Origin of the sequence: Microbulbifer sp. YPW1 (genome assembly GCF_013367775.1) — a bacterium.
Taxonomy (GTDB): domain Bacteria; phylum Pseudomonadota; class Gammaproteobacteria; order Pseudomonadales; family Cellvibrionaceae; genus Microbulbifer.
Genome location: NZ_CP055157.1, coordinates 2,086,480 through 2,100,880 on the forward strand (window position 1 = coordinate 2,086,480; position 14,401 = coordinate 2,100,880).

At 60.9% G+C, this 14,401-nt stretch carries 13 protein-coding genes; 4 read left to right on the forward strand and 9 right to left on the reverse strand.

Translation table 11 applies throughout. The features are described from left to right. Positions 1–97 precede the first annotated feature (97 nt). The 8 genes from fis to HUW35_RS08750 form a co-directional block, all read right to left on the reverse strand. Positions 98–403: a DNA-binding transcriptional regulator Fis gene (gene fis, locus HUW35_RS08715; protein WP_143735464.1), complete on the reverse strand. Its 306-nt coding sequence runs from the start codon at positions 401–403 to the stop codon at positions 98–100. Continuing rightward, complete coding sequence (dusB, locus tag HUW35_RS08720; protein ID WP_181255181.1) at positions 400–1,410, reverse strand: tRNA dihydrouridine synthase DusB; 1,011 nt, start codon at positions 1,408–1,410, stop codon at positions 400–402. Before dusB ends, fis begins: the two co-directional genes overlap by 4 nt. 225 nt (positions 1,411–1,635) lie before the next feature. Further along, positions 1,636–2,943, reverse strand: a complete 1,308-nt coding sequence (locus HUW35_RS08725) for a DUF3426 domain-containing protein (protein ID WP_181255623.1) — start codon at positions 2,941–2,943, stop codon at positions 1,636–1,638. A gap of 131 nt (positions 2,944–3,074) precedes the next feature. Further along, positions 3,075–3,965 carry a 50S ribosomal protein L11 methyltransferase gene (prmA, locus tag HUW35_RS08730; RefSeq protein ID WP_181255624.1) on the reverse strand — a complete coding sequence of 297 codons (891 nt, stop codon included), beginning with the start codon at positions 3,963–3,965 and terminating at the stop codon, positions 3,075–3,077. Between the two features lie 399 nt (positions 3,966–4,364). Next, positions 4,365–5,708 (reverse strand): acetyl-CoA carboxylase biotin carboxylase subunit, encoded by a 1,344-nt coding sequence (gene accC, locus HUW35_RS08735; protein WP_181255182.1) that lies wholly within the window; start codon positions 5,706–5,708, stop codon positions 4,365–4,367. A gap of 14 nt (positions 5,709–5,722) precedes the next feature. After that, positions 5,723–6,205: an acetyl-CoA carboxylase biotin carboxyl carrier protein gene (accB, locus tag HUW35_RS08740; RefSeq protein ID WP_181255183.1), complete on the reverse strand. Its 483-nt coding sequence runs from the start codon at positions 6,203–6,205 to the stop codon at positions 5,723–5,725. A gap of 70 nt (positions 6,206–6,275) precedes the next feature. After that, entirely contained in the window at positions 6,276–6,710 is a 435-nt protein-coding gene (gene aroQ, locus HUW35_RS08745; protein WP_181255184.1) for a type II 3-dehydroquinate dehydratase, read from the reverse strand. A 264-nt stretch (positions 6,711–6,974) separates the two neighbouring features. Beyond that, on the reverse strand, positions 6,975–8,891 hold the full coding sequence (locus tag HUW35_RS08750; RefSeq protein WP_181255185.1) for a protein-disulfide reductase DsbD: 1,917 nt from the start codon (positions 8,889–8,891) through the stop codon (positions 6,975–6,977). A 248-nt stretch (positions 8,892–9,139) separates the two neighbouring features. On the opposite strand from HUW35_RS08750, the gene HUW35_RS08755 reads away from it, so the two are divergent. The 4 genes from HUW35_RS08755 (at position 9,140) to HUW35_RS08770 (ending at position 13,106) form a co-directional block, all read left to right on the forward strand. Continuing rightward, on the forward strand, positions 9,140–9,826 hold the full coding sequence (locus HUW35_RS08755; RefSeq protein WP_181255186.1) for an N-acetylglucosaminyltransferase: 687 nt from the start codon (positions 9,140–9,142) through the stop codon (positions 9,824–9,826). A 67-nt stretch (positions 9,827–9,893) separates the two neighbouring features. Continuing rightward, positions 9,894–10,451 (forward strand): copper chaperone PCu(A)C, encoded by a 558-nt coding sequence (locus tag HUW35_RS08760; protein ID WP_181255187.1) that lies wholly within the window; start codon positions 9,894–9,896, stop codon positions 10,449–10,451. Positions 10,452–10,527: 76 nt separating this feature from the next. After that, positions 10,528–11,106: a YajG family lipoprotein gene (locus tag HUW35_RS08765; RefSeq protein WP_181255188.1), complete on the forward strand. Its 579-nt coding sequence runs from the start codon at positions 10,528–10,530 to the stop codon at positions 11,104–11,106. 227 nt (positions 11,107–11,333) lie between these two features. Beyond that, entirely contained in the window at positions 11,334–13,106 is a 1,773-nt protein-coding gene (locus HUW35_RS08770; RefSeq protein WP_181255189.1) for a bifunctional diguanylate cyclase/phosphodiesterase, read from the forward strand. 130 nt (positions 13,107–13,236) lie between these two features. Here HUW35_RS08770 and HUW35_RS08775 read toward each other — a convergent pair whose 3' ends face one another. Then, positions 13,237–14,241 carry an adenosine kinase gene (locus tag HUW35_RS08775; protein WP_181255190.1) on the reverse strand — a complete coding sequence of 335 codons (1,005 nt, stop codon included), beginning with the start codon at positions 14,239–14,241 and terminating at the stop codon, positions 13,237–13,239. Positions 14,242–14,401 lie beyond the last annotated feature (160 nt).

Below are 14,401 nucleotides of genomic sequence, written 5' to 3' on the forward strand. Positions count from 1 at the left end.
CCTAAACAGAAAATAGCGAGGGGGGATAGGCTGAGCCCATCCCCCCTCGTCGAATTTTTACCGCCTGGGACGTCACTGTCCGCGGCGGTTGGCCGCCTTACAGCAGGCCGTAGCGCTTGAGCTTCTTGCGCAGGGTACCCCGGTTGAGGCCCAGCAGCTGTGCAGCGCGGGTCTGGTTGTGGCGGGTGTGCTTCATTACCACTTCCAGCATCGGCGCTTCGATCTCGGACAGCACCATATCGTACACATCGGTCACCATCTGACCGTCCAGGTGACGGAAGTAGTTTTCCATCGCCTGTTCAACCGCGTCGCGCAGCGACTGCTGCTGCGGTTGTTGAAGTTGAGTCTGGCCCCCGGTGGATGCCACATCACTGGCATCCGGAATCAGTGCTTCGTTATTCATGCCGCTTTTGCCCCTCTAGTTATTCGGCGTTCAAACCACTCACGAACGCTGGCATGTTGTGCTTCTGCGCAATCCAATTGGTTAAAGGTCTTGCGAAAGTTCTCGCTGTCAGCGAGCGTTTTCACGTACCAACCCACATGTTTACGGGCGATACGTACCCCCATAACCTCACCGTAGAAACGGTGCAATTCACTCAGGTGAGTGATCAATATGTTCCTGACTTCATCCAGTGAGGGCTCCGGTAACCGCTCCCCTGTTGCCAGGTAGTGGGCGATTTCCCGAAAAATCCATGGACGTCCCTGAGCCGCACGGCCAATCATGACAGCAGCAGCGCCGGTGTAGTCCAACACCTTGCGGGCCTTCTCCGCGCCGGTAATGTCGCCGTTGGCAAAGACAGGAATCTTCACTGCAGACGCAATCTCGGCAATGGTATCGAATTCGGCCTGACCATGGTAGCCACAGGCGCGGGTGCGTCCGTGAACTGCCAAGGCAGTAATACCGAGATCCTCGGCCATTTTGGCCACCGTCACACCGTTACGGGAATCCGGACACCAGCCAGTACGAATTTTCAGCGTTACTGGTACTGAGACGGATGAAACCACCGCTTCCAGAATATCGGCGACCAGTTTTTCGTCGCGCAGCAGGGCAGAGCCCGCCGCTTTCTTGCACACCTTTTTTGCCGGACAGCCCATATTGATGTCGATGATTTGCGCGCCGCGCTCGACATTCGCGCGCGCGGCATCGGCCATCATCTCCGGGTCGCCACCAGCGATCTGCACCGAAATGGGTCCGGCTTCACCGCTGTGATCAAGCCGCATTCTGGATTTTCGGCTGTTCCACAGGCTGGTGTCCGAGGTCACCATTTCAGAAACCACAAGCCCCGCGCCGAGCTCGCGGCACAGTTTGCGGAAAGGGCGATCGGTAACGCCGGCCATCGGTGCCAGGATCACTGGCGCCCCGATTTGGTAGGGGCCTATGGCAAAGCTGCTTGGCAATTCCGTGGGCAACTCGCCCTCCCGCGGGATCAGGTCTTGAATATTGGTGTGTCAAAAGAGCCGCCTATGATAGCGGCTGGCTCGCCGCTGGAAAAGCGAAAAAGCGCGCAAATTGTTCGATGGCTGGCCGTTTAGGGCGAAGTTTGTGCAACAAATTGTAGCAATACGCGCCGCGCGCGCTGGCTGCAGTGCGCGCGGGGAAGTGGTTGGTTGAGGCCGGAGAAGCGAACGGGATGCCTACTGTGTGGCGATCCTAAGCTCGTAGTTCACCGCCTCGGGGCCCGGATCGACGATATCGAGGGCGATATGTACCGGGTTGCCGGCGGGCATCAAGCGGCGTCCCGACAGCTCGCCCTTCAGGTATTCCTGCGGGGAGAAGTGACGGCTGGCCACCGGGGCATTCTTGAGGTCGGTGAAGCGCAGCTGCAGGGTCGGGAACGGCTGATCGAAGGGCGCGCGATTGAGCAGCACGGCTTCCACGGCGAGGGCGCCGGGTATCTGCGGATGGCTGCGCACCACCAGATTGGAGGTGTGTATAGCATCAATATCAACCTGGGCCGGGAGTTTACACCCCAGTATCGGACAGGCCTGTGCATAGAGAGCCCGCCAGGGCTCCCGCTTGCTCAGTGTATCGAAGCGGAAATAAGCGGTCTGAGCGGCCAGTGCCAGCAGCATTACCGCGACGCCGAGGCCCCACACCCAGTTGGGGATCAGGTGGTGGCGTTTGGGCTGCCAGTTGACTTCGATGGGCGCGGGGCCGATGGCGGATATCAGTTGATCCCGCGGCAGCAGCGGTGCCTGGTCGCGCTGGCTCGGGTCGATATGGTCGTCCGCGTGGTCGTTGCCTGTGGATAACTTGCGCGGTGGCAGGTCCGGGGTCGCTGATTCGCGGGGGGAGAATTCCTCGGGTGGCTCTGCGGCCAGCGGAAATTCTTCTTCGTCGCGATCCAGCAGTGGATCGTCGCTGAACAGGTCTTCACTGAACGGCGGTTCGTTGCCTTCACTGTTGCGCATGGTGGGCGCTGCGCCACCAATCCCGCTGGATTCTTCGCGCGCGATCTCCTCGGCCCAGGGATCGTCGCTGGCGGGGCTGAGGTGGTCGACTTCGAGGTTGAGCTCGCGGTCCAGGTCGAGATCCTGCTGCCGTTCTTCTTCGTCGGCATCCAGGTCCTGCCACTGCTGTTCGCCGAAGGCGTCGTCGATCAGCGGGTTTTCGCGGGCGTCTGCGCTTTTTTCCCGGGGGCTGGGTTCAGGTTTGGCGGCCTTGGCCTTTGCCTTGGGCAGCGCGTCTTCTTCTGAAGGGTCGTCGCTGTCGAGTTCAATGTCGTCGTGGATCAGGAAGTCGTCATCTTCGAGCAGCTCGTCGATGGCCTTTTTGGTTGCGGCCGGGGTAGGGTCGCCCTCGTTAAAGACGATGTTCTCATCGGCGCGGAAGACCTGCAGGCACGAGCCGCAGCGCACAGCACCGCGAGCGGCGCGCAATTGCTGCTCGCTGACGTGAAAGGAGGTGCTGCAGTGGGGGCAGCGGGTGACCAGTTGCGACATGGAATTCGACGATTATTGCTTTGGCGGGGAAGTTTATCAGTCTGTAGGCCTGCCGCGTAGTGCGGGCGGGCTCTGTAGCTCGTTTTGTGGCTGCGCTGCTGTCGCTGGCCTTAGCTTTTGACCGCGAATACTTACCTCACCCTTGTTCCACTCAGGCGTACCCATTCTTCTTTTTCGCCATCCGCATCGAAATCAATCCACTGGCGGTAGGCGGCCTTCACCTTCTCTGCCTGGCTATTGAGAATGCCGGACAGGCAGATGCGACCGCCGACCTTGGTGCGTTCGACCAGTTGCGGTGCCAGCTCCACCAGTGGGCCGGCAAGGATATTGGCGAGCATGATATCCGCGCTGCTGTCTGCGGGTGCCGGTGCTTTTTCCGGCAGGAAAACCGGGAAACGATCCGGGTCTATGCCGTTGCGGACGGCGTTATCACGACTGGCGAGCAGGGCCTGAGGATCAATATCGGTACCCATGGCGGTGTCGGCACCCAGGAGCAGGGCGGCGATACCGAGAATGCCGGAGCCACAGCCGAAGTCCACGGCGCTTTTGCCGCTGAAGGGTTCATTGGCGAGCCACTGCAGGCACAGGAAGGTGGTGGGATGCGTGCCGGTGCCGAAGGCGAGCCCGGGGTCGAGCATGATGTTGACGGCTTCCGGTGCGGGCGGTTCGCACCAGCTGGGGCAGATCCACAGGTTGTCGCCACACTGGATGGGCTTGTAGTGGCTCATCCACTCCCGTTCCCAGTCTTTGTCTTCGAGCTGTTCCCAGCGGGCGTTGGGGAGCAGTTCACACAGGTGGGCGGCGGCTTTGGCTTCGGTGACGCTGGTGTCGATCTCCGCATCGAACAGGCCGGTGACGAGGGTTTCGTCCCACAGCGGTGTTTCGCCGAGGCCCGGTTCGAGGATCGGTTGATCGGCATTGTCTTGCAGGGTGACAGAGACGGCGCCGGCAAACAGCAGGGCGTCTTCGATTTTTTCCGCCTGTTCGCGGTTGGTATTCACTTTGAGTTGGAGCCAGGGCATTTCTTTTTGGATTCCGGGGCTGGTGGTGGCTTCGGTCAGGTCTGGTGGCGGCTCTACTGCCGGTAAGGCTTTGCGAGACACGCCGTGAACCCATCCCTGGGGGCTCGGCTGCGGCCGTCCTGGCCGCAGACGGTCTCGCAAAGCCTTACCGGCAGCGAAGCCTTCAATTCTGGGTTCTGTGCATTCTACTAGAGTGGGGCTACTTACAGGGTAGGAAGGGTGAGACTGAAGGGAAAGTGTCGGGTATCCATTTTCAAAAGCGTCGGCGACAGGGACGTCGCCGACGCAGCGCTCATGGATGGGTTCACAGCGGTTTTGAAAATGGATGCCCGGTGCTTTCCCGCCACGGAGGTCAATCAAAGCGACTAACCACTGCGGCGGGAAGAGAAGCTAATAGGCCTATTCGAGCCCCAGCTTCTTCTCGAGGTAGTGAATATTCACTCCACCTTTCGCAAACTCCGCATCGCGAACCAGGTCTTCCTGCAGCGGGATATTGGTCTTGATGCCGGTAACGATCATCTCGCTCAGTGCCACACGCATCCGCGCCAGGGCGGTTTCGCGATCTTCGGCGTGGGTGATGATCTTGGCGATCATGGAGTCGTAGTTCGGCGGAACTGTGTAACCGGAGTACAGGTGGGAATCCACCCGTACGCCCAGGCCGCCGGGCGCGTGGTAGGTTTCCACCTTGCCGGGGCTCGGGAAGAACGTCTTCGGATCCTCGGCATTGATACGGCACTCGAAAGAGTGGCCGGTGATCTTGATGTCTTCCTGCTTGAACGACAGCTTCTGGCCCGCGCACACGCGGATCTGCTCCTTGATCAGGTCGACACCGGTCACCATTTCAGAAACCGGGTGCTCTACCTGGATACGCGTATTCATCTCGATGAAGTAGAAACGCTCATCTTCGTACAGGAACTCAAAGGTGCCTGCGCCGCGGTAGCCGATGTCGATACAGGCCTGAACACAGGCGTCCTGAACGCCCTTGCGTACATCGTCCGGGATGCCCGGCGCCGGGGCCTCTTCCAGAACCTTCTGGTGGCGGCGCTGCAGGGAGCAGTCGCGGTCGCCAAAGTGCACCGCATTGCCCTGGCCATCGGACATCACCTGGATCTCCACGTGGCGTGGGTTCTGCAGAAACTTCTCCATATAGACGGTGCTGTCGCCAAAGGCGGCACCGGCTTCGGATTTGGTCACAGAGATCGCATTCAGCAGCGCGCCTTCACTGTGTACCACGCGCATGCCGCGGCCACCGCCGCCGGCTGCGGCCTTGATGATGACCGGCAGGCCGATTTTGCGCGCGATTTCCAGGCACTTTTCACCGTCGTCCGGCAGCGGGCCGTCGGAGCCCGGTACGGTGGGGACACCGGCTTTCTTCATCGCGGCGATGGCGGAAACCTTGTCGCCCATCAGGCGGATCACATCGGCGTCGGGGCCGATAAAGGTGAAGCCGCTCTTTTGTACCTGTTCCGCGAAATCTGCATTTTCCGCCAGGAAGCCGTAGCCGGGGTGTACCGCGACAGAATCGGTGATCTCCATCGCGGAAATGATGGCGGGAATATTCAGGTAGCTCTGCGGGGACGGGTTGGGGCCGATACAAACGGCCTCGTCCGCCAGGCGCACGTGTTTCAGGTCGCGGTCGATCTGGGAATGTACCGCCACGGTGGCGATCCCCATCTCTTTGCAGGCCCGCAATACGCGCAGGGCAATTTCGCCACGGTTGGCGATCAGTATCTTCTCAAACATAGTTGGTCCCCCGCTCAGGAAATGATCACGAGCGGCTGGTCAAATTCTACCGGCTGGCCATCGTCTGCCAGGATGGCCTCAATGGTGCCGGCCTTGTCTGCTTCGATCTGGTTCATCATTTTCATCGCTTCGACGATACAGATCACGTCGCCCACTTTTACCTGCTGGCCAACCTTAACGAACGGCTCGGCGCCAGGGCTCGATGCGGCGTAGAAGGTGCCCACCATCGGGGATTTCACCGGGTGGCCGGTGAGCGCGGGTACGGATTCGGCTTCGCTCTCGGCGGCAGCAGGCGCCGGTGCAGCGGCGGGTGCTACCGGGGCAGCGGCAGGTGCAGCCGGTGCCATCATCGGCATGGCCATCTGCGGCATCTGTACAGAGGCACCGCTGGTGCCGCGACTGATGCGTACGGACTCTTCCCCTTCCTTGATTTCCAGCTCGCCGATGTCGGACTCTTCGAGCAGTTCAATCAGTTTTTTGATCTTGCGAATATCCATAACAGTGTCACTCTCAATTTGTGAATACATAAACGCCGGCACGCAGCCGGCGAATGAAAAAAACTGGCACTCAAAGTCGCTTCAGGGCCCCTTCCAGAGCCAAAGTGTAGCTATCTGCTCCGAACCCGCAGACAACGCCCAGCGCTAGATCCGACAGATAGGAATGGTGTCGGAAGGCTTCGCGGGCGTGGGGGTTGGAGAGATGGACTTCGATAAACGGAATGGCCACACCCGCCAGCGCGTCGCGCAGGGCCACGCTCGTGTGCGTGAAGGCGGCGGGATTGATGACGATGAAGTCCACCTTGTCGGCGTAGGCCTGGTGAATACGCTCCACCAGTTCTGCTTCGCTGTTGCTCTGCAGGCATTCGAATTCGCAACCCGCAGCTTCGCACTGGGTGCGGGCCGCTTCATTGATCTGGGCGAGGGTGGTGGAGCCGTAAATCTGCGGCTCGCGGGTGCCCAGAAGGTTCAGGTTGGGGCCGTGTAGCAAAAGCAGTCTAGCCATTCTGTGCCTCGCTCTATGCCTCAGGTAATGCGCACGAAATTGTGACTAAAATCCGGAAAAAGTCAGAGAACTTGTCGGTAAACAGCGTAAATCAGCAGATTGCCGAGATTGATCGGGAGTTTGCCGCAAAAGTGACCCTCTGTCCATGCCCTAAATCCAGAAATGGAGACGTTGTCCGCAGTTCGCCGAAATTCACGTCCTATTTGCTGCAAAGTTTTGTGGTGAGTGGCCTATTCACCTGTTTGAATGGCCACAAAGGCGGGATCAGGGCGTAGGGGTGGCCGAATCCACCAGGGCTTCCTGGCTGACCGCACCGCGCATGGCGGTCAGAAGCCCGTCGCGGGTGAGGATCTGGGGCAGAATCTGCGGCTCGCCACCATCGGCGGGGAACAGGAGGTAGAGGGGCACACTGGTGCGGCCGTAGCGCGCCAGCAGTTCGGTAATTTGCGGATCCTGGTTGGTCCAGTCTCCCTTGAGGGCGGTAAAACCCAGATCGCCCATGGCGGTGCTGATTACATCGCTGGACAGCACCACCTTCTCATTGGCGAGGCAGGTAATGCACCAGGCCGCGGTCATATTGATCAGCACCGGGCGCCCCTCATCGCGGGCGGCTGTCAGCGCCTCGGGGGAATAGGCCTCCCAGTAGTCGCTTTTACCTGTCTGCGACAGCTGCCGATCCGCGCTGTCCAGGTTGGGCATGACCCAAACCGCACCAGCGACCGCGGCGATGGCGAATGCATTGCGCAGCAGCTTGCGGCGGCCGTCGACTGCGGTTCCCGGCCACAGCCACAGGGCGAAGGCAATCGCCACGGCCCCGGCAAGCACCAGGGCAACCCCGTCGCTGCCGGTCTGGCGGCCGAGCACCCACAGCAGCCACACCGCGGTCAGGTACATGGGGAATGCGAGCAGTTGCTTGAGGGTTTCCATCCACGGGCCGGGGCGCGGCAGGCGCCTGGCCAGGGCCGGTATATAGGTGAGCAACAGGAATGGCGCGGCCATACCGGCGCCGAGGGCGGCAAATACTGCCAGCGCCATCGGAGCGGGCTGGGTGACGGCAAAGCCGAGGGCGGAGCCCATCATTGGTGCGGTGCAGGGGCTGGCGACCACCGTGGCGAGCGCACCGGTGCTGAAAGATCCCCCGAGGCCACTGTTCTGGCTACTGTGCGCACCCAGGCCCATCAGGCGGCCGCCGAACTCGGTGACACCGGAAAGGCTCAGGCCCATGGCGAAGAACAGGTAGACCAGAGCGGCCACAACCACCGGAGACTGCAACTGGAAGCCCCAGCCCACTGCCTCACCGGCGGCGCGCAATACCAGCATGGCTGCGGCGATCAGTACAAAAGTGCCCACGACACCGGCGGTGTAGGCCCAGCCGTGCAGTTGCTGGCGGTCGCCGGTGTGGGTGATTGCCAGCGCCTTAATAGAAAGGACCGGGAATACACAGGGCATCAGGTTCAGCAGCAGGCCGCCACCAAATGCCAGCACCATGGCGAGCAGCAGACTGCCGGCGGTGTTGCCCGCCGCGGTTGGGCCTGCTGCCGAGGCGAGGCCCTGGCCGGCTGCGGATCCGGCACCGCCGGCAGGCGGTGCGCCGTCAAAGGGGGCGGCGATCTTGCTTACCGGGTCCAGGGTAAAGTTGCGCACCTGGGGCGGATAGCAGAGACCGGCATCGGCGCAGCCCTGATAGTGCAGCTGTATCTGCACCTTGTCTTGCGTTGCCAGGTCCAGCGGCACTTCCAGTTGCCAGCGGTAGACCTCGGTCTCCTTTTCGAAATAGTCGTCCCAGATGACCTCCCCTTTTTCCAGGGTGAGCGGCAGCGGGGTTTTGTTGTCGCCATCAATCCGGTAAAGCGCCAGCTTGTCGCGATACAGGTAATACTCGGGCGCAATCTGGAACAGGGCGCTGGCGCCGCTGTCAGTAAACAGGAAATCCAGCTGGTAGGCCTGATCCACGGGCAGGAATTCGTCCTGACCGCTGCTGAGGGCGCCAAATGGCGAAGAGGACTGCGCGGCAGAGAAGCCGTCGCGAGCCGCCGCCGGGGTAGCAAACAGGGCTGCCCAGAGCAGCAGAATTGCGCAGAGTGCGGCGGTGATCGCGGCACCGGGGGGCAGCTGCAGCGCGGTGTAGGCTGATGTATGTGACGCTTCTGTCGTTCGCAAGCCGGAGATCTTCGCAGTCATGGGTAACAAAATTCTTTATAGTCGGTCTAGTTTGGACTGATGTTGCCGGCTTCCGTTCCGGGCTGGCCCCGAAACCCGGAAGTTGGGGCCGGTGGCTCAGTATATCGGGCGGATGAGTATAGCGGTGCTTGCGGTACAAAAAAACAACAGCCCTGTGGCGGGCCGGTGATCGAGTGGAGGCGGTTATCAGAACAGTGAATTGGGTCTCAGATCGTTTTTATAGCTGTCGGCGTACGACGGGCGCGCTGATGTTACTGGCGCTGCTCGGCGGATGTGCGACGCCGCCTCCGCCGGCGCCGCCCAAGCCCGTGCCGCCGCCGAAACCTGCGGGCCCCAGCCCCGAAGAGATCCGGCAGCGCGCCGTACAACACTTCCTCGGGCGCGCCGAGCGGGCGCAGCGGGAGGGCTTTATCACCATGCCCGCCGGCGCCAGTGCCTACGATTTTTACCTGCAGGTGCTGCAACTGGATCCGGGGAATACCCAAGCGGCGGCGGGTATCCAGATCCTGGTGATGGATCTAGTTGCCCGTGCGCGGGATGCGCTGCGCCAGCGCGCATTTGGGCAGGTAAGTAGCTTCCTCAATACCGCCGATGAAATATCTCCGGGCAACCCGCTGTCCAAAGAAGTGCGCGCGCAGTTACAGCGCGAACAGCAGCGCGCACGCCAGGATGTGACCCTGGACGGGCCGGGTGCGCAGACGGTACCCCTTGCTGCGGGTGAGCTTAGCGCCCGCTCCGACGCCATGGTGCAGATGCTGACTTCGGTGGCGCAACGGATTCGCGACCACCAGTTGCGGGTGATCATTGTTGCGCGTACCGATGCGGAGGGGCGTTGGGTATACAGCCAGTTGCGTCAGGCGGTACCTGGGTACCGGGTGCGGGGTGATATAAAACTCGGCAATCCACCCCGATTGCTGTTACAAAAGAGTCCATAGCCCCTTTAATTACCCTTTTAAGGGTGCCGCTCACAATAACCAGCTCAAAAAAGCGGGAGTCGTAACTATGAATCATCGCAACCGTTGCGCTGTGCGCGGCCTCCTGGCTGTGTGCCTGGTGGCACTGTCCCTGGGCTCGGTCGCAGCCACAAAAGAGCAGAGTGGTGTGCAGCACGGCGGTCACACCGCCCACGGCAAGGGCGCCGCGGCAAATCTGGAGATCTCGGGCTACGCCCGGGAGATGCCCCCCGGCGCGCCCATGGGCGCGGCCTACGTGACACTGCGTGACCTGTCTGGCAGTGCGCGGGTACTGGCCCGGGTAGAATTACCGGCACACCCGCAGGGCAAGGTTGAAATGCATACCACCCGGCAGGTGGACGGTGTGAGCCGCATGCGCGCGCTGAAAAAAATCACCCTGCCAGGCAATGGCACCATTGAAATGCGCCCCGGTGCCACCCACCTGATGGTACACGGCGTTGCTCTTAAAGCCGGACAGGCATTGCCGCTGCGGCTGGTGTTTGCCGACGGGTCCGCGCACGAGGCAGCACTGCCGGTACGCGGCCTGCAAGAAAAAACTCAGTCGGATGAGGGCGACCAGCACCACGCCCACCATCATCACGGCTGAACGATTGGCGGGAAGTGCGTTCAGAGCCACCGCCAGTCAATCCATTTGTTGTCACTGAAAAAATTGGAGTACACCGATGAAGAGTTTTGCCACATTGCTGGTAACCGGATTTGCATTCATGTTGGCCGCCTGTGCCCACAGCCCGGTGCAGGTGGCCGTGAAACCGCAAATTGATGTCGCCCCGGACAATATCGGCGCCGGTTACACCGTGTATGCCCGCGGCGAGAATCAGTTGCCCGGCGGTGGCCTGGGTAGCCTCGGGGGAATTTATGCGGACGCGTCGAATGTGACCCTGGCCAATGATATTGAGAGCTCCATGGCATCCGCGCTGTACCAGGGCCTGGAATCCTGGTCGTTCCGCAGCGTCGAGAACGGCGGCGACGTGCAGGTGGTGGCGAAACTCACCGACCTTAAATACGACAGCCCCAACAAGCTGTACACCACAAAGGTCAATTCCGGCGCTTCCATCCAGTTACAGGTTTCGGTGAAAGGGGCCACTTTCTTTGGCAACTACACTACCAGTGGCAAGGATCGCAATCTGATCAAGCCCAGCCCGGAAGAGGTGGAAAGCACGATCAATCGCCTGCTCAGTGCGACACTGCAGCGCGCGTTTGAGGACGAAAAGCTGAAGTCGTTCCTGCGCCAGCACCTGTGATTTGTGCGCGGGTACCCGGCGGAAAACCCTGGTCAGTTGTGGCTGTTGGTGCGAATCGGGTCACATTTGGCGCCAGGGTGCCCCTGGAGGTTTCCGCGCCGGTGAATAAGCCGTTATTATTTTCCCTGATAGAGCGGGGGCGCGTTACGCGCCGAATTATTCCGCGGCCCCGATGTAGGGCCGCCACGTAACTACCGGGCGGTAAAGCCGGTTGAGTTGGAATTCCATTGACTGAGTTCACACCGAAAAATGCCGCGTATCACGGCCAGCTGCGGGAATCCGGTGGCGATGCCATAGCTGTGGGGCACTTGAGCCCGGCGGCGGCAGAGCTGGCGTTGGGCGAAGTGGCCGATGGCGTGATCGTGACCGACCGCTACGGCAGGGTTCGCTACAGTAACCCGCTGGTGAGTGAACTCTGCGGCAACCTGGTGGGACTGCTGCCGGGGCAGTCTCTCGCCGAAGGTCTGCCGCTATTCGATGATAGCGGCGAGCCCCTCGAGCTGAATCTGGCCAGCGGCGACAGCGAAGGTGATATTCCCAGTCGCCGCGAACTGCGCGCCAACCTGCGCCGTGGTACTGACGAGTTGCTGGAAGTCAGTGTCCAGATCAACAGCCTCAAGGAAGGTGTGCAGTTACAGGGGTATGTGCTGATTCTGCGTCACACGTCCGAGGTGCGCCGTATCTCCTCCCGTCTCAGCTGGCAGAACAGCCACGATGCGCTGACCCACCTTCCCAATCGCCAGGCCTTTGAGCACTCCCTGCAGCAACTTCTGAATGCGGATACCGGTCCCCGCCAACACCATATCCTGCTTTACCTAGACGTCTATCAATTCAAAGTGGTTAACGACACCCTCGGTTACAGCGCCGGCGATGCCTTGCTGATCGCGCTCGGGAAAATTCTCAGCCGCTGTCTGGGGCGCGGGGACCTGCTGGGCCGGGTGGGCAGTGATGAATTTGCGCTGCTGCTGAAAGACTGCACGCTGGAAGAGGCGAAACGTATTGTCACCCGGCTGCGCGAGGCGGTGAGCGGTTTTGTCTTCGAGTGGGAGGACAGCGAGACGCGTCCGGCACTCTCCATCGGTGCAGTGAGTGTGGACCGGCATGCGCCGCCCGCCAGCCAGTTGCTGGCCTCGGCCAACGACGCCTGCTCTGCGGCCCGGGACCAGGGGCGCAATCGGGTGAAGTTTTTTGGTGATTCGCGCAAGGCCCTGGAAAAGCGTCGCGAAAGTACCTGGCTTGCGGAAATCCACGCGGCCATCCAGGAGGATCGCCTGTTGCTGTACCGCCAACCGGTGGTGGCGCTACAGGACAAAAATCGCGTGCACCACTACGAGGTGCTGGTGCGTATGCAGGGGCGGGACGGGGATGTGATTTCCCCCGGATTGTTCCTGCCAGCGGCGGAACGCTACGGCATGATTGATGAAGTGGATCGCTGGGTGATCCGCAAGATTTTCCAGTACATGGCGCTGGAGCAGAGCAGTGGCGCTGGCGGTTTCCACTACGCGATCAATATATCCGGTATCAGTCTCGGCGATGAGCAGTTTGCCGATTTTGTGCTGCGTGAGCTGACCGAGGCGGGAGTCGCGCCGTCGCGGGTGCAATTTGAAATTACCGAAACCAGTGCGATCAATAACCTGGATCGGGCGCTGGTGTTTATTCACAAGCTGCGTGCGGCGGGGTGCAGTTTTGCGCTGGACGATTTCGGTCGCGGCGCTTCGTCCCTGGCCTATCTGCGTCAGTTGCCGGTGGATTATCTGAAGATCGACGGGTCTTTTGTGCGCAATATGCTGGAAGATGAGATCGACAGCGCGATGGTGAGTACGGTGGATCACCTGGCCAAGCGTATGGGGATAAGCACCATTGCAGAGTTTGCCGAGACGCCGGAATTACTGGAGAAGCTGCGCCTGATGGGGGTGGATTTTGCCCAGGGCTTCGGTATTGCTGCAGCTGCCTGTCTTCCCGAAATCACCGGGCCGAGAAAATCCTCTTCCGTGAACTGAGATTACTGTGGTCCCGAATCAGGGCCTGTGGCGGCAGAGTGCCGGGTACGGGTTATCGGGATCGCGCTATCCCCGTCCCCGTGCACTCTATCTCCTGTCGCCAGGCTTTCCACATTTACCTGGATGTGGTTCAGGCGTTTGCCACTTGCTCCAGAAGTTCTGCGTGCTGCTCCGGACGCAATCTCGGTCCATACTGACTCACTACCTGTGCCGCCGCGCGGCAGGCCAGTTCTCCCGCCTCCGCAAAGCCCATGCCGCGATTGATTCCGAACAGGAATGCGCCCGCAAACATATCACCGGCACCATTGGTGTCGATGGCTTCCACTTTGGGGGAGGCTACGCGGTGTTCTTGTGTGCCATCCCACAGCAGCGCGCCGTCGGCACCGAGGGTAATGGCGAAGGCGCCGCAGTGATCGCGCAGGGCTTGCGCCGCTTCTTCCAGGGATTCCGTGTGACAGAACTTGAGGGCTTCCTCACGGTTGCAGAACAGCAGGTCGACGCCGTCGCCAAGCATTTCTTTCAGCCCGTCGTGGAACAGTTGCACCATCATGGGGTCGGATAGGCTCAGGGCGGTTTTTACGCCGGCCGCTTGCGACTGCTCGCGCAGAGCGATGGCGGCGGCGCGGCCGGTGGGAGAGGAAACCAGGTAACCCTCGATATAGGCCCAGCGGGATTTTTCCAGGGCTTCGCTGTCGAGCTCGTTGACCGACAGTTCAGCACTGATGCCGAGGTAGGTATTCATGCTGCGCTCGGCGTCCGGGGTGATCAGCACCAGGCACTTGCCGGTAACGCCGCTGGCGGCATTGTGCAGAGCCTTCGGGTAGCCGACGCCGGCGGCCGCGAGATTGTCGCGGTAAAAGTCGCCGTTGTCGTCATCCGCCACCTTGCAGGAATAAAAGGTGTCGAGGCCAAAGTAACTGGCGGCGATAACGGTGTTGGCACCGGAGCCGCCACAGGCGTGGCTGGCGGTGACCATATGGTTTTTGAGATCCTCGACCAGTTGTTCCTGGCGCGAGTCATCAACCAGTGTCATGACTCCCTTGTCGACGCCTAGTGACTGCAGGTCGCTGTCGGACACTTCAATTTCCGTATCGAGGAGGGCGGCGCCGATGCCGTAGAGGTCGTACTGGTGCATAAGGGATCCATTGCTGCTGGCTAAATTCGTTTCAGTCGGCCCGGTTTGCGGGCGCTGGGCGCATTATGGCGGGCGGCGGGGTAAGTGCAAGTGCGGGCCGGCAGGGCCATTGTGTGACCCGTTGGGTTTGACTTGTTCAGAAGTGACCTTATAAATGCCG

What these genes read in the sequence shown, in the direction of transcription:
- fis (WP_143735464.1), bottom strand. Translation starts at nt 403, where the DNA reads ATGAATAACGAAGCACTGATTCCGGATGCCAGTGATGTGGCATCCACC.
- HUW35_RS08725 (WP_181255623.1), bottom strand. Translation starts at nt 2,943, where the DNA reads ATGTCGCAACTGGTCACCCGCTGCCCCCACTGCAGCACCTCCTTTCAC.
- prmA (WP_181255624.1), bottom strand. Translation starts at nt 3,965, where the DNA reads ATGCCCTGGCTCCAACTCAAAGTGAATACCAACCGCGAACAGGCGGAA.
- accC (WP_181255182.1), bottom strand. Translation starts at nt 5,708, where the DNA reads ATGTTTGAGAAGATACTGATCGCCAACCGTGGCGAAATTGCCCTGCGC.
- accB (WP_181255183.1), bottom strand. Translation starts at nt 6,205, where the DNA reads ATGGATATTCGCAAGATCAAAAAACTGATTGAACTGCTCGAAGAGTCC.
- aroQ (WP_181255184.1), bottom strand. Translation starts at nt 6,710, where the DNA reads ATGGCTAGACTGCTTTTGCTACACGGCCCCAACCTGAACCTTCTGGGC.
- HUW35_RS08750 (WP_181255185.1), bottom strand. Translation starts at nt 8,891, where the DNA reads ATGACTGCGAAGATCTCCGGCTTGCGAACGACAGAAGCGTCACATACA.
- HUW35_RS08755 (WP_181255186.1), top strand. Translation starts at nt 9,140, where the DNA reads ATGTTACTGGCGCTGCTCGGCGGATGTGCGACGCCGCCTCCGCCGGCG.
- HUW35_RS08760 (WP_181255187.1), top strand. Translation starts at nt 9,894, where the DNA reads ATGAATCATCGCAACCGTTGCGCTGTGCGCGGCCTCCTGGCTGTGTGC.
- HUW35_RS08765 (WP_181255188.1), top strand. Translation starts at nt 10,528, where the DNA reads ATGAAGAGTTTTGCCACATTGCTGGTAACCGGATTTGCATTCATGTTG.
- HUW35_RS08775 (WP_181255190.1), bottom strand. Translation starts at nt 14,241, where the DNA reads ATGCACCAGTACGACCTCTACGGCATCGGCGCCGCCCTCCTCGATACG.